A 13,890-nucleotide genomic window follows, 5' to 3' on the forward strand; every position below is an offset into this window, starting at 1 on the left:
CCCTCTATTCTTACTTTTAAATTAACTATTTATTCATGGTTTTACTTATTAGCTAGGGTTGCGCAATAAAGTTTTAATGCCCGTTGGAGTGTAGGTGTCATTAGCTGTGCCTGTACTTTGCTGCCGTTACTTTTCTTAATATTTTTCATTTTTCTCTTCCTTAAAGTTATTGATGAGGTAAAGCATAAAACCTAAAGTAGACTTGAGGTAAAGTGTTTTTTTTAATAAAGTTAAAAAAAGGAGAATTTATGTTAGAAGAAGCAAATTTAAGTGTCGGAAAAGTCGCTAAACGCTGCGGTATAAAAGTGTCTAGCTTGCACTATTACGAAAGCTTAGGCTTGATCAAAAGCCTGAGAAATAATGGCAATCAACGACGATATAAACGGGAAGTAATCAGGCGAGTTTCAGTAATTAAAGCCGCGCAAAAAATGGGCGTAAGCTTAGAAGAAATTAAAAGTGCTTTTGCGAATTTACCTGACAATAGAACACCGACTCAGGACGATTGGCAGCGGTTGTCTCGCCATTGGCAGCAAGGCCTGAACCAAAGAATTGCTTATTTAGAAAAATTGCGAGACTCACTTGATGGCTGTATTGGCTGTGGTTGTTTATCAATGAACAATTGCCCAATTTACAATGCTGAAGACAAATTAGGAAAGAGTCGTTCTGGCGCTGTGTTACTTGAAAATACCCAAACGAATAATACCATTAAATAACGGCTAAACTTGCGAGCGTAACCAATCGTTAGCTTCCGATAGATGATAAAACTCTCGACGATTTTGTAGCTCAAATAACGCTGGCTGTTCGTTTTTTACAATATCAAAATAAAGCTTTTTACTGTAAACAATGGCTCTAGCACGACAAGCTTGAGCATTTAGCCAGTGTAAAAAATTATTAGATATTTTGTGGGCTTCTGGTGTGCTGCCTTCATAAAAGGTGCAATCAATTAGCATGCAAAAACTTTCGCCATTTAACTGGTTAATACTACTTTGAATATTTTCGCAAACAACTTGTGTAGCAAGCTCATTAAACATTCCAGATAAACGAATACTTAACTGGTTGCCGGAAAGTGTAATTGAGTAGTCGCCATGCTCTTCCATAAGGCAATCTCCATACGTGCATTCAAATAATTATTTTTGGCTTTTTTTATACCATCTTAATAGCTCTTTTTGATCGGCCGGTATTTCTAATCCTTGGTTAACAAAAGACAATGCTTGATGGGCCAGTAATTGCTCTGCTTTAGCTTCTATTTTTGTTAAACAGCGATAAAAACAGGCTCTTTCTTCTTCAGATAAAACGCTTTCCAGTGCTTGAGCCCTAGGCTCTAAAGCATGAGTAAGTTGCTGATAAAGTTCTATTCCTGCTGCACTTAAAGTTAAATGTTTAATATTTTTACTTTTGGCATCAGGCTCAGCATTTACTAAGCCTTTACTCAATAACACTTTTACGGCACGGCTCACATTAGATGAATCAATTCGAGATTGATAAGCAATATCAGCTGCTTTTATTGGCATATATGAGCCAATATTTAATAGTACGCGTAACTCTCTAGGCTCTAATTCAGATAATGAGCGAATGCTCAGGTCGCGGTTCAACGCTAAAAGATTACTAACAACCGCCACGCGAAATGGTAAGTGATTAGACAAATCCAGTGGTTCATCATTTAATACGGACAGCTCAAATGCCTGCTCTCTAGTTGATAATGAAATAGTCATACCTTCCTTAAAGACTCAAATTGGCAAAGTCACTTTACCTTGTCAGGCCATTTGACACAATTAATATTGAAAAGTTTAAATGTTTCAAAATTTAAACTCACAGGTCGTGCTATTTAGTACCTTTCAATGAATTTAGATATTGCATTTGCAACATCTTAAATGCTAAGGTAATTATCAAATATCTATCTACCAAGGAAGTTATCTATGCCATTAGTTACACCATTAGCGCCAGATGAAAACGAAGAAGTTGCTGAACTTGCACGATTTTTTAATGAAACTTTGGGTTTTTGCCCGAATAGTGTTTTAACCATGCAGCGTAGACCCGCCATAGCCAAAGCCTTTATTAACCTTAATATGGCAGTTATGGCCAATGACGGACGAGTAACTGCCGAGCAAAAGCGCTTAATTGGTTACATTACAAGTGCAAATACTGGCTGTCGATATTGTGAAGCACATACAATTTTAGCGGCAGAAAGGTACGGTGGTAGTGATGAACGTTTAGCCAATATTTGGAATTTTCGCGAAAGTACACTGTTTACCGCTGCAGAGAAAGCAGCATTTGAGTTTGCTTTAGCTGCTTCAAGCGTGCCAAATGCCGTTGATACCGAAATATCAAATGAACTCCATAAATTTTGGGATGATGGTGAAATTATTGAAATATTAGGAGTGATTTCTCTATTTGGCTACTTAAACCGCTGGAACGATTCAATGGCAACACCTATGGAAAGTGGCGCTGTTGATGCCGGGGAGCGACTATTACAAAAGAGTAATTGGAGCCAAAGCAAACATGTTTAACCGTAATTAGTTCACCATAAAGTCAAAAGATAATGAGCTAGCTATTATCTAGCTCAATATTTGCTTGCACAGATGATTCCTCATTACTGTATTGCTCTAACGTAAATTGCATATGACGTCGATTCGCTAGTCTTACTTTATTGCGATGTAATGTTCTTTTTCTTTGATTATGAGTTGTACATTTTTTAATTCTCATTTTACCTCTTTAGCACGCCTAATCACGTACATTGCCTACATAGCTAAATTTCATTGTTTACTATTATCCTTAGTCTCTATGACACTTTTATGACATTGCTTATTTTTATTAAATTCAGTCACTAATAATTTCATCTGTATTATTTTCTAATTTCGTTTTTGGCGTTAAGCTTTTTTGCTGGTTATCAACCCAAGTTAAGGTATCGTAATATCGGCGAATATTCTCAACATAATTTACAGGTTCATCGCCACGAGCATAGCCATAGCGTGTTTTCTTATAGTATTTTTTTTGCTTCAACAATGGCAAACGCTCTTTAACTTCCACCCAACGATCAGGGTCACCGCCTTGTTGCTTAGTAATTTCTCGAGCATCATTTAAATGCCCTAAACCGATATTATATGACGCTAAAGCAAACCATAGTCTATCAGGGCTCGGTACCCTAGCGGGCATACGCTCAATAAGTTGTTTAAAATACTTGGCACCACCTCGAATACTCTGCTCGGCATCTAAACGGCTTTTTATACCCATTTGTTTGGCCGTTGGTAGGGTTAACATCATCATGCCTCGAACCCCAGTATAAGAACGAGCATGTGGATTCCAGTGTGATTCTTGATAACTAATTGCTGCCAATAGGCGCCAGTCTATTTCTTGGCCATACTTTTCAAATAAAGGACGATATTTTGGCAATTTATTGTCAATAGCTTTGATAAACATCCGAGTATCAACATAATTAAACTCTTCAATATGGCCATAATATTTGTCATCTAATGCTAATAACACACCGTTGTGATGAACTTGTCCAAAAAACTCAATTAAACTGGCTAATATGCTGTCATCGCTATCTTTACTAACAACCCATGCCAACGGCTCGGCCTTTCGTATGGTAAAACCTATGCTAATTTCCGGATAATAACGGCGATTAATCGCTAACGTATTACTATCAACTACGGTATAATCAATTTCGTCATTGAGTACCCTTAGCAGTAATTCTTCACTGTCTAAATCGCTTGTTTCCGACCACGTTAATTCTGGATTAGATTGCTTAAGATATTGCAAGTTTTCAACATGACTTGATTGTGCAACAACTTCTAATTTTCCTGTTAAATCCGCTAGCTTACGTGGGCGGGTATTTCCCTGCTTAAAAACCAATTTTTGACTAATATTGTCGTAGCTCGGAGCAAATCTATACTGCTGCAAACGCTCGTCGGTAACAGACAAGCCTGCGGCAAGCACATCAACTTCGCCGTTATTGAGTTGACTAAATAGCTCATCAAGGTTGTAGCTTGGCTTCATTTTTAAGTCGACACCGAGAGTGTCAGCATATTTTTTTGCCAGCTCATATTCAAAACCAGCAGCGCCTTGTGCATCAAGGTAATAACTGGTATTGCCATACAGCGTACCGACAGTTATATAACCACGATCAATTATGCGCTGCAAATTTGCTGTTGTTCGTTCTGATTTACATCCTGTGAGCAACAACAAATTAAACAGCAAAACAAGCGTTAAAGCCTTACCAAGAAGGACATTGTTAGCAAATGATTTTATTTGTTTTTTTATCATAGTGCCCTATTGTCACGTGAATTTAATTTTTAAAACAGTTCTTTTTACAAATTTATAAAATTAGCCCTAAATAATTGCCCTCAAATAGGACAAATCATTTCTCTAATCTTCTTGCTTCATCTATAATACGCGCGTTTTTTATCCTTAATTAATCTAAACCGGTGAAATAGACTATGTCGATGTTGATGAAAACCCTTCGCGGTGCGCCAGCACTATCTGATTTTAGAGTAAACAAGCTACTAAATCAGTGTTCTGAGCTGCAACTGCCCGTCACGGATATCTATGCTGAATTTACCCACTTCGCACATATTTCAGAAGAATTAAATGCTGAAGAAACTCAAGTTTTACAGCAACTTCTTAAGTATGGACCAACAATAGAAGAACATGAACCTGTTGGACAATTTTTATTAGTTACCCCTCGCCCAGGTACTATTTCACCTTGGTCTTCAAAGTCAACCGACATAGCTCACAATTGTGGCTTAGCAAAAATTACCCGTTTAGAGCGTGGTATTGCTTACTATATTGTTGCCGATAAATTATCTGCAGAGCAACAAAGCCAACTTAATAATTTAATTTCTGATCGCATGATGGAAGCAGTATTCACGGAAATGGCTCAAGCAACTAGCCTTTTTGCCACTGCAGAGCCAGGTGAATTAACCGCTATTGATATTGAACATGGCGGAAAAAATGCCCTCGTACAAGCCAATATCGATTTAGGTTTAGCCTTAGCAGATGACGAAGTTAATTATTTATTTGAAAACTTCAGCAAACTTGGCCGTAACCCTCATGATATTGAACTTTACATGTTCGCCCAAGCAAACTCTGAACATTGTCGACATAAAATTTTTAATGCTGACTGGACCATCGATGGCGTAAAACAACCAAAATCATTATTTAAAATGATCCGCAATACCCATGAAGTAAATCCTGATTTTGTTTTAAGTGCTTATAAAGACAATGCAGCGGTGATGGTAGGTAACAAAGGCGGTCGTTTCTTCCCAAATCCTGAAACCAATGTTTACGGTTACAACCATGAAGATATTCAAGTGCTAATGAAGGTTGAAACCCATAACCATCCTACGGCCATTTCTCCATATCCTGGTGCTGCAACTGGCTCAGGTGGTGAAATTCGTGATGAAGGTGCAACAGGTGTGGGTTCTAAACCAAAGGCTGGATTAGTCGGGTTTTCTGTCTCTAATTTACGTATTCCAAATTTTGAACAACCGTGGGAGTCAGACTTTGGCAAACCAAGCCGCATAGTATCAGCGTTTGACATTATGATGGAAGGTCCATTAGGTGGCGCGGCATTTAACAACGAATTTGGTCGTCCAGCGATTTTGGGCTATTTCCGTACTTATGAAGAACAGGTAAATTCTTTCAATGGCAGCGAAGTTCGTGGTTACCATAAACCTATTATGCTGGCCGGTGGTTTAGGTAATATTCGTGATGAACACGTACAAAAAGGCGATATTGTTGTTGGTGCTAACTTAATCGCTTTAGGTGGCCCAGCCATGAACATAGGTTTAGGTGGCGGCGCGGCATCTTCAATGGCATCGGGTCAATCAGCTGAAAACTTAGACTTTGCCTCCGTACAACGTGAAAATCCTGAAATGGAACGCCGTTGTCAGGAAGTTATCGATAAATGTTGGCAGTTAGGCGATGCCAATCCAATTCTCTTTATTCATGATGTAGGTGCAGGTGGTTTATCTAATGCCTTCCCAGAATTAGTATCTGACGGCGGCCGTGGTGGTGTTTTTGAATTACGCAATGTTCCAAATGACGAACGCAGCATGGCACCACACGAAATTTGGTGTAATGAATCGCAAGAGCGTTATGTATTAGCAGTTTCTGATGAGCAGCTAGCACAGTTCACTGAAATTTGTGCTCGAGAGCGTGCCCCATTTGCTGTCGTTGGACGTGCAACAGAAGAAGAGCATTTAACCGTTACTGACGAGCATTTTGCTGGCAATGATAAATTAGCAACGCCAATTGATTTACCGCTTGATGTCTTACTTGGTAAAACACCCAAAATTTTCAAAGATGTTGAAAGTAAAACGGCTGCAGGTGATGAACTGCCATTGTCTGATATTGAACTAAGCGATGCCGCCGACAGAATTTTATCTTTACCAACCGTTGCTGAAAAAACTTTCTTAATTACCATTGGTGACCGCTCAGTTACTGGTATGGTTAATCGTGACCAAATGGTCGGTCCTTGGCAGGTACCTGTTGCAGACTGTGGCGTTACCGCTTCTGCACTTGACTCATATCACGGTGAAGCTATGTCACTCGGAGAGCGTACGCCAGTTGCCTTATTAAACTTCGGCGCTTCAGCTCGTTTAGCTGTCGCTGAGTCATTAACCAATATTGCAGGTACTGATATTGGCGACTTAAACCGCATTAAGCTTTCTGCAAACTGGATGTCTCCTGCTGGTCATCCTGGTGAAGATGCTGGTTTATACGAAGCGGTTAAAGCCATTGGTGAAGAACTTTGTCCGGCACTCGGCTTAACTATTCCGGTAGGTAAAGACTCAATGTCAATGCGTACCCAGTGGGAAGAGAACGGTGAAGAAAAATCAGTAACCTCGCCAATGTCACTTATCATCACAGCGTTTGGTGTTGTTGAAGATATTCGCAAAACTGTAACACCACAATTACGTACTGATATAGGCGAAACACGTATCGTTGCTATCGACTTATCAAAAGGCAAGAATCGCTTAGGTGGCTCTTGTTTAGCGCAAGTTTATAAGCAATTGGGCAACGAAACCCCAGATGTTGATAGCCCTGAAACATTAAAAGGCTTCTTTAATGCCATGCAAACACTTGTTCGTGATGAAAAGTTAGTTGCTTACCACGATAGATCAGACGGCGGTTTATTCACCTCAGTTGTTGAAATGGCATTTGCTGGCCATACCGGTGTTGATATTGATTTAAGTGCATTAACATCAGCTTCAGGCAATGACGTTGATGTATTATTTAATGAAGAATTAGGCGCGGTTATTCAAATTCGTGAAAGCGATGTTGATGCCATTCACGCGGTACTGGCCGAGCACGGTATTCTTGATTGCTGTACTGATATCGGCCGCATTAACAATGAAGATACTATTCGCTTTAGTCGCGACGGCGAAGTTGTATTAGAAAATTCGCGCACATACTACCGCACAACGTGGGCACAAACCACGTTTAAAATGCAGTCATTGCGTGATAACCCAGAGTGTGCGCAGCAAGAACACGATGTTAAATTTGATACGGAAGATCCTGGGTTAAATACTGAATTAAGCTTTGATATTAATGAAGACATTGTTGCCGAATTAATCGCCAAAGATGCTCAAAATGGCACGAACCCACGCATCGCTATTTTACGCGAGCAAGGTGTTAACTCGCACGTAGAAATGGCGGCGGCGTTTGACCGCGCTGGCTTTATGGCAATTGACGTGCATATGTCTGATATTTTATCAGGACGTACTGATTTAGCTGACTTCAATGGTTTAGTTGCTTGTGGCGGCTTCTCGTACGGCGATGTATTAGGTGCTGGTGAAGGTTGGGCAAAATCAATCTTGTTCAACAAAGATGCTAAAGCCATGTTTAAAGCTTTCTTTGAACGCGAAGACACTTTCTCTTTAGGTGTTTGTAACGGTTGTCAAATGCTGTCTAACCTAAAAGAAATTATTCCTGGCTCAGAAGCTTGGCCTCGTTTTGTACAAAACAAATCAGAGCGTTTTGAAGCTCGTTTTAGCTTAGTTGAAATTCAAGAAAATCCATCTATCTTCTTTGAAGGTATGGCGGGCTCTCGTATGCCAATTGCTGTTTCACATGGTGAAGGTCGTACTGAGTTTAGTTCTGATGATGCTGTTGACGCTGCTAATGAATCAGGCACAGTGGCAATGCGTTATGTTGATAACTATGGTCAAGTCACTGAAACTTACCCTGCTAACCCGAATGGTTCACCTGACGGTATCACAGCGCTTACCACGACCGATGGCCGCGTTACCATTATGATGCCTCACCCAGAGCGAGTATTCCGCACAGTTGCAAACTCATGGCATCCAGATGAATGGCAAGAAGATTCACCTTGGGTACGCATGTTCCGTAACGCACGTAAATTTATCGGTTAATAGATACTATCGTGTAAATTGAAAAAGCGCCATCTGGCGCTTTTTTTATCCTTTGCCAGTTAACTTTATCACTTCACCTATTACTCAAGTTTAGGTTAAAACTATCACAGCTCAACTGAACACTTTAAGAATCTGTTCGGGCAATTTGCTAGAAACTTATCCTCTTTCATATATCATATTTGAATAGATATTAACTTATATATTCCTCTATGCTTATTTATACTGTTTTATTCAATGGTCAAATAGCGTCAGAAAGAATACAAACAGTGAGAACTAGCCAACAAACACAATCATTATTAACGCGTGAATCTTTGCGTGCAGTCTATATTTGGCTGCGAATCGCGTTAAGTTATTGTGTCATTGGCGCAATAATAACCACCTTAGTGTCGGCGTATACTCAAGAAGTTCAACTCATTCCTATTACCTTAATTATGGCGACATTTGTTGCGATAGGTGCCTACAAAGCAGAGGTTATTCGCCGTCATACTGGACTCAATGATTATTTTGATAAACTAGTTCAACATAAACATCATGATTTTTAAGCTGTAATTTTCAACCTTTCTTTAATTGGCACTATTTCATTCCACTTTAGCACTGAACATTCGTTAATTATTCACCGAATTTGGCTTGCTTTATAATTTCCTTTTTCGCTAAGCTAAACGAAAAAAATAGGAAGTTATATGCAAGCACATAATGCCTCACCATTAAGCGATTACATTGAATATTCGAGTGAAGAAATGCTCGAACGCTCTGCAACGTTTTATCAAGACATTAAGCGTCGCCACAGTATTCGAAGCTTTAGTAACCGTCCAGTTGCCAAAGAAATCATTGAAAATTGTATAAAAGCTGCCGGAACGGCTCCCAGCGGTGCGAATCATCAGCCTTGGCACTTTGTTGCAATTAATGATATTGCGGTAAAAAAGCAGATAAGAGAACAAGCAGAAATTCATGAAAATAATTTTTATCAAGGGCGCGCGGGTGAAGAATGGCTTGATGCTTTAAAACCCTTAGGCACTGATGCGCAAAAGCCCTACTTAGAGCATGCTCCTTGGTTAATCGCTATTTTTAGTGAGAAAAAAGGCGGGATAACCATTGAAGAAAAAAACACTAATTATTATGTCCATGAATCGGTTGGAATTGCCACTGGCTTTTTAATTAATGCCTTACATTCAAGTGGTTTAGTAACCTTAACCCATACGCCAAAACCTATGTCATTTTTAAGTAAGGTGTGTGGTCGCGACGATAACAGCCGACCTTATATGCTACTAATTGCCGGTTACCCAAGTGAAGACGCGACTGTGCCACATCATGCCAGCATAAAAAAATCACTGACTGATATTGCGACATTTTTATAGCTGTTTTGAAATTAGCAAGCTAGTTTAACTGGCTTGCTATTAGGAAAAATCCAAAGCGATATTTGTGCAACCTTTACCGCAATATAACCCTGTTGCAGATTTATCTTCAGGCAGTACAACCTGAATTAAAGTACCGCATTTCTGACACGCAATTTCTCGCCCCGCCAATACTTTTTTAATTAACGCTTTTTGATCGTTAAATGACTTAGCACTGGCTTTTTTTAAACGACTAAATTGTTGTTCATCCATATAATCTTCCCACTTATATAGGGCAATTTACTTGCTGGTATCAACACAATACCAACCATCATACTTTCCAGAAAATGGCGTAGCACTCGTCGTGAGCAATTCTTGATATGCGGCAATATTTTCATAGCTTGCAGCCATAAACGGGTATGCGGTTATTTCCCAAGGAAACTCATCATCCCCTTGGTACGGACAAAATGATAATTTTTGGTTATTTTCTAATAATAACTGGCCAAACTTAAGTGCTTGTTCTTGGCTGGCAAAAATCACTGAGAACTCAAACTCTCTTTCAATCGTTAAGTCATCACCACCTTCTAACATTCCCCATAAAGCATTACCGACATTATCTAAAGGAAATAACTCTTCATCACGCTGCATTCTATTTCTCGTTCAAAGTTGTTCAACTAGCGTTATTTTATCGCTCTATTTCATTAAAAACCATGAACATTTCATTTAAATAACCAGAACTTGGCAGAATAAGAATAAAAAACACAACTAATTCAAAGTATTGTCATTATTCAATCTTCAGTAGTGGTATTTATGTCTAGTTCAGGGCATTTAAGTGTGCCCGATAATGAGTCATTAGCGACTTGAACAACACCAAAATGCGTTTTAATAGTGCTGTTGTAGCTTTTCGCTTATCCCGAACTCAGGTTAAATAGTTCTTTCCTGATATTAATCTCTCAAACTTAACATTAGGAGCAGCAATTGCGGCCATAAGTTTGTTAAACTTACACAGTGTTTTTAGTGAAGTTGAATTGTTTTGAATAAATTTGAATGCCATATCAATATTGACCAGCCCATCAGCATTATTGAGGCGATACAGCAGCAATGTGAATTAAGTATAGCTGACATCAAAAAAGCGATTGATAAAGGCGCACTTTGGCATCATCGTGGTAAAACAATGCAGCGTTGTCGGCGTATTAAAAAGCCATTACATATTGGTGATGAGTTACACTTTTACTATGATTGCTCAGTGTTATCACAAGTTCCAACAGCAGCAAAATTAATTGCAGATTTAACGGATTACAGTGTTTGGTATAAACCTTATGGCATATTATCTCAAGGCTCAAAGTGGAGTGATCACTGCACAATAACACGCTGGGCACAAAAGCATTTATCTCCAGAGCGAGCCGTTTTCCCAGTGCATCGACTTGACCGTGCAGCAACAGGCTTAATTTTAGTGGCACATAGTAAAAAAGCCGCGCGAGCATTAAGTAAAATGTTTGAACAGCACCAATTTGAGAAAGTTTATAATATTATTGTTCATGGCGACCACCAGCAACGCCCACAACCAGAAACAGTAACATATGAGATTGACGGTAAGCCGGCTTGTAGCCATTTTGCTACTTTGGCATATGATCCACAACAAGATCTATCATTAGTGAAAGTTAATATAGAGTCTGGGCGTAAGCATCAAATACGCATTCATGCTGCAAGTATTGGTTTTGCAGTTGTTGGCGATAGATTACATGGTCAACAAAAAATGAATACAACAGTTTCCGCTGATATTAAGCATGTAGATTTACAACTTTGCGCGGTACAGCTTAAATTTACTTGTCCAATCCATCATATTGAACAGAGCTTTACTCTGCCAGAGAATTTACGCCCTCAACTAAAAGATTTAAATTAGCGCATATTAAAAGCAGCTTTCACTTTAAACTAAAACGGTGAGCCTAAGCTCACCGTTTATAAAACATATCTTTCCTATCGCGCTAATAACTATATTGAAAGTCATCATCTGCCATTAAATTCAACTGCTCACCAACACGTTCATCTGGCGACAATTTGGATAACAACGCTAAACCTTGCTGACGTTGTGCTGTGGTTAATGCTTTATAAGGCATTCTAAAAATGGGTGCTACTGCACCTGTCATCATCAACGTCGTGTTAATAGCAATGGGATTTGGCTCACAAAACAACCAATTCATTAATGGCTGTAAGCTTTGATCTAAAGCTTCATTGGGCGCATCCATTAATTGCCGCATTAACCCTGGGACAATATTTGAGGTTACCGAAATAACGCCATGAGAGCCATGTTGATGACGCCCCACAGCACATTGATCATCGTTACCTGACCAACAAGCAATTCCGCGCTCTTCGTAATAAGCAATACGCTCATTACCGGCACACTCTTTAACACCGATAAAGTTTTCATGTGTAGAAAGTGGCTCGATTAAATCCGGCGTTAAATCTTGCCCAGTACGACCTGGTACGTTGTAAATAAAGGCTGGGCCAATATCGAGAACTTTTTTAAAGTGTGCGCTAACGCCCGCAAAGGAACTGCGACCATAATAAGGGTTAATTTGCAGCGCAGCATCCATTCCAGTTGCAAAACCGTGTTGCGTCGCTTTTATTGCTTCACGAGTATTATTACTGCCCGTATTGCCTATAATAAGTAAGTCTTTACCGTGTTTGTGAACACTATGAGCAATAAGAATTAAATGTTCTTCCCACGTGAGTAAGTGCCCTTCTCCTGTAGTACCACCAACAACAATACCATCAACACCAGCTTTAACTTGTTGAGCAACAAGCTGATCAAAGGTTGCAAAGTCTATGTCACCTTTGGCATCAAACGGGGTTTTAATCGCGGTAATTAAACTGGCAGCTTTAATTTGCTTCATTGGTATTCTCAACAAGATAATAATTAATTTAAAAGGAAAATTTTTAGACGTAAAACAGTACGCATATCAACTGAGTGCGATATTATCAATAACTCGCCTTAGTATAAACACTTCATTGGTTAAGATATGCTGATATTCAAATATTTGGCTATTTAAGGTAAGCACCTTATATGCGTGGTAATTATCTTCATGACTTAAGTCAGCAGCATAATGCTCACCATCAATGAATTCGCTTTTACTTATAGTAAAATGAATATCACCAACCAATCCCCAATCACCTGACTCGACACTCTGCTCACTAATATTGCCAGCATCGTCATGTTGAATAAAGGTGAATTCATAATGCCCATCTTCTGTCAGCTGGGCATATTCAGTAAACACTTGACCACTTTCATCATGTTCGCTTCGATACCACTTGCCAAATAAAAATGAACGATGAAATTGTTCAATATGCTCTGTCATAGGGAAAGTTCCGGGTAAATTACTTTGTATGGCTGTTTTTTTTGTTGGCTTCTATTATGCCATATTTAAGTTTTATACGAGCAATAAGTTGTTGGTTTTCTACTAAGAAGTGATTAAATTCTTCAATTATTCTTGGGTAACTAATTGATGAGAAATGGTACGCATATTGTTCATTTTTAATTTGCTTATTCAATACTATTCTCTCCCTACTTTGACCAAGTAGTTGCAAGTTATAGTTAATAACATTCTTATCAATATTGGTTGCATCAACATTACCATGCAACATGTGTTTAATAATGCTGTAAGGAGATGACAACTCCACTAGTGCTGTCGAATTGTCTTGTATTTTGTCGTACCACAATGTAGGAAAAAAACCCAATATAGTACCAAGCCGTTTAACATTGTCGCGAGGCTGCTCTGCTTTTTCTTTGATCACATATGTGCCAGCGGTCAAAGTTAATACCGGCGTACTATATGTAATACTCAATTTTTTTGATTCACCCATACGCCAGCGCACATTGTCTGGAAACTTAAAATCAATTGCCTCTTCAACATACCACTTATCGAATCGCTTTATTGGCAACGGGACAAACTTATACTGATAACCTTTGCTATTAAAAAAACTACTCAGTAATTCTTTAGTAAAGCTTGCGCGATTAGGGTATTGTGGAGAAAAGTCATATAGCGGAAAGTAACTAACATCTTCAACGCCGATACTATATTCTTTACTGTGAGATGTGCTTGCTGAAACAAAAAAGACCAAAATGGCACTTTGTACCAAAGCAACAAACAATCCAGTGTTAACAGAGTGCTTCAATTGATAACCTA

15 protein-coding genes are annotated in these 13,890 nt (G+C 39.0%); 6 read left to right on the forward strand and 9 right to left on the reverse strand.

Annotation, left to right across the window (positions count from 1 at the left end):
• Positions 1–248 precede the first annotated feature (248 nt).
• Positions 249–713: a redox-sensitive transcriptional activator SoxR gene (soxR, locus tag AC27HL_RS14040; protein ID WP_487081676.1), complete on the forward strand. Its 465-nt coding sequence runs from the start codon at positions 249–251 to the stop codon at positions 711–713.
• Positions 714–716: 3 nt separating this feature from the next.
• On the opposite strand, the gene AC27HL_RS14045 is transcribed toward soxR, so the two are convergent.
• On the reverse strand, positions 717–1,097 hold the full coding sequence (locus AC27HL_RS14045; RefSeq protein WP_487081677.1) for a hypothetical protein: 381 nt from the start codon (positions 1,095–1,097) through the stop codon (positions 717–719).
• Between the two features lie 30 nt (positions 1,098–1,127).
• The gene (locus AC27HL_RS14050) at positions 1,128–1,712 is read right to left on the reverse strand and encodes a MarR family winged helix-turn-helix transcriptional regulator (RefSeq protein ID WP_487081678.1); all 585 of its coding nucleotides are present in this window, start codon (positions 1,710–1,712) and stop codon (positions 1,128–1,130) included.
• Positions 1,713–1,916: 204 nt separating this feature from the next.
• On the opposite strand from AC27HL_RS14050, the gene AC27HL_RS14055 reads away from it, so the two are divergent.
• The gene (locus AC27HL_RS14055) at positions 1,917–2,507 is read left to right on the forward strand and encodes a carboxymuconolactone decarboxylase family protein (protein WP_487081679.1); all 591 of its coding nucleotides are present in this window, start codon (positions 1,917–1,919) and stop codon (positions 2,505–2,507) included.
• Between the two features lie 37 nt (positions 2,508–2,544).
• On the opposite strand, the gene AC27HL_RS14060 is transcribed toward AC27HL_RS14055, so the two are convergent.
• Positions 2,545–2,703 carry a hypothetical protein gene (locus AC27HL_RS14060; protein ID WP_487081680.1) on the reverse strand — a complete coding sequence of 53 codons (159 nt, stop codon included), beginning with the start codon at positions 2,701–2,703 and terminating at the stop codon, positions 2,545–2,547.
• A 114-nt stretch (positions 2,704–2,817) separates the two neighbouring features.
• Positions 2,818–4,263, reverse strand: coding sequence for a membrane-bound lytic murein transglycosylase MltF (gene mltF, locus AC27HL_RS14065; RefSeq protein ID WP_487081681.1), 1,446 nt, complete (start codon positions 4,261–4,263; stop codon positions 2,818–2,820).
• 185 nt (positions 4,264–4,448) lie between these two features.
• Between mltF and purL the strand changes: the two genes are divergently transcribed.
• The 3 genes from purL (at position 4,449) to AC27HL_RS14080 (ending at position 9,730) form a co-directional block, all read left to right on the forward strand.
• Positions 4,449–8,375 (forward strand): phosphoribosylformylglycinamidine synthase, encoded by a 3,927-nt coding sequence (purL, locus tag AC27HL_RS14070; protein ID WP_487081714.1) that lies wholly within the window; start codon positions 4,449–4,451, stop codon positions 8,373–8,375.
• Positions 8,376–8,641: 266 nt separating this feature from the next.
• Complete coding sequence (locus AC27HL_RS14075) at positions 8,642–8,917, forward strand: hypothetical protein (protein ID WP_487081682.1); 276 nt, start codon at positions 8,642–8,644, stop codon at positions 8,915–8,917.
• A 138-nt stretch (positions 8,918–9,055) separates the two neighbouring features.
• A complete protein-coding gene (locus AC27HL_RS14080; RefSeq protein WP_487081683.1) occupies positions 9,056–9,730 on the forward strand; it encodes a nitroreductase family protein in 675 nt (224 codons plus the stop codon).
• Between the two features lie 39 nt (positions 9,731–9,769).
• On the opposite strand, the gene AC27HL_RS14085 is transcribed toward AC27HL_RS14080, so the two are convergent.
• Complete coding sequence (locus AC27HL_RS14085) at positions 9,770–9,979, reverse strand: hypothetical protein (RefSeq protein ID WP_487081684.1); 210 nt, start codon at positions 9,977–9,979, stop codon at positions 9,770–9,772.
• 27 nt (positions 9,980–10,006) lie between these two features.
• Entirely contained in the window at positions 10,007–10,354 is a 348-nt protein-coding gene (locus AC27HL_RS14090) for a ribonuclease E inhibitor RraB (RefSeq protein ID WP_487081685.1), read from the reverse strand.
• Between the two features lie 385 nt (positions 10,355–10,739).
• On the opposite strand from AC27HL_RS14090, the gene AC27HL_RS14095 reads away from it, so the two are divergent.
• Positions 10,740–11,609, forward strand: coding sequence for an RluA family pseudouridine synthase (locus AC27HL_RS14095; RefSeq protein WP_487081686.1), 870 nt, complete (start codon positions 10,740–10,742; stop codon positions 11,607–11,609).
• 82 nt (positions 11,610–11,691) lie between these two features.
• On the opposite strand, the gene dapA is transcribed toward AC27HL_RS14095, so the two are convergent.
• From dapA to AC27HL_RS14110, 3 genes are all read right to left on the reverse strand, one after another.
• The gene (gene dapA, locus AC27HL_RS14100; RefSeq protein WP_487081687.1) at positions 11,692–12,600 is read right to left on the reverse strand and encodes a 4-hydroxy-tetrahydrodipicolinate synthase; all 909 of its coding nucleotides are present in this window, start codon (positions 12,598–12,600) and stop codon (positions 11,692–11,694) included.
• A 66-nt stretch (positions 12,601–12,666) separates the two neighbouring features.
• Positions 12,667–13,062, reverse strand: coding sequence for an Ig-like domain-containing protein (locus AC27HL_RS14105; RefSeq protein WP_487081688.1), 396 nt, complete (start codon positions 13,060–13,062; stop codon positions 12,667–12,669).
• 19 nt (positions 13,063–13,081) lie between these two features.
• Positions 13,082–13,879, reverse strand: a complete 798-nt coding sequence (locus tag AC27HL_RS14110) for a hypothetical protein (protein ID WP_487081689.1) — start codon at positions 13,877–13,879, stop codon at positions 13,082–13,084.
• Between the last annotated feature and the right edge of the window lie 11 nt (positions 13,880–13,890).

Source organism: Colwellia aquaemaris (genome assembly GCF_057548755.1).

Excerpts from the sequence above, each read along its gene's own strand:
- dapA (WP_487081687.1), bottom strand. The coding sequence starts at position 12,600 with ATGAAGCAAATTAAAGCTGCCAGTTTAATTACCGCGATTAAAACCCCG.
- AC27HL_RS14060 (WP_487081680.1), bottom strand. The coding sequence starts at position 2,703 with ATGAGAATTAAAAAATGTACAACTCATAATCAAAGAAAAAGAACATTA.
- AC27HL_RS14050 (WP_487081678.1), bottom strand. The coding sequence starts at position 1,712 with ATGACTATTTCATTATCAACTAGAGAGCAGGCATTTGAGCTGTCCGTA.
- AC27HL_RS14080 (WP_487081683.1), top strand. The coding sequence starts at position 9,056 with ATGCAAGCACATAATGCCTCACCATTAAGCGATTACATTGAATATTCG.
- AC27HL_RS14055 (WP_487081679.1), top strand. The coding sequence starts at position 1,917 with ATGCCATTAGTTACACCATTAGCGCCAGATGAAAACGAAGAAGTTGCT.
- mltF (WP_487081681.1), bottom strand. The coding sequence starts at position 4,263 with ATGATAAAAAAACAAATAAAATCATTTGCTAACAATGTCCTTCTTGGT.
- AC27HL_RS14105 (WP_487081688.1), bottom strand. The coding sequence starts at position 13,062 with ATGACAGAGCATATTGAACAATTTCATCGTTCATTTTTATTTGGCAAG.
- soxR (WP_487081676.1), top strand. The coding sequence starts at position 249 with ATGTTAGAAGAAGCAAATTTAAGTGTCGGAAAAGTCGCTAAACGCTGC.
- purL (WP_487081714.1), top strand. The coding sequence starts at position 4,449 with ATGAAAACCCTTCGCGGTGCGCCAGCACTATCTGATTTTAGAGTAAAC.
- AC27HL_RS14045 (WP_487081677.1), bottom strand. The coding sequence starts at position 1,097 with ATGGAAGAGCATGGCGACTACTCAATTACACTTTCCGGCAACCAGTTA.
- AC27HL_RS14090 (WP_487081685.1), bottom strand. The coding sequence starts at position 10,354 with ATGCAGCGTGATGAAGAGTTATTTCCTTTAGATAATGTCGGTAATGCT.
- AC27HL_RS14085 (WP_487081684.1), bottom strand. The coding sequence starts at position 9,979 with ATGGATGAACAACAATTTAGTCGTTTAAAAAAAGCCAGTGCTAAGTCA.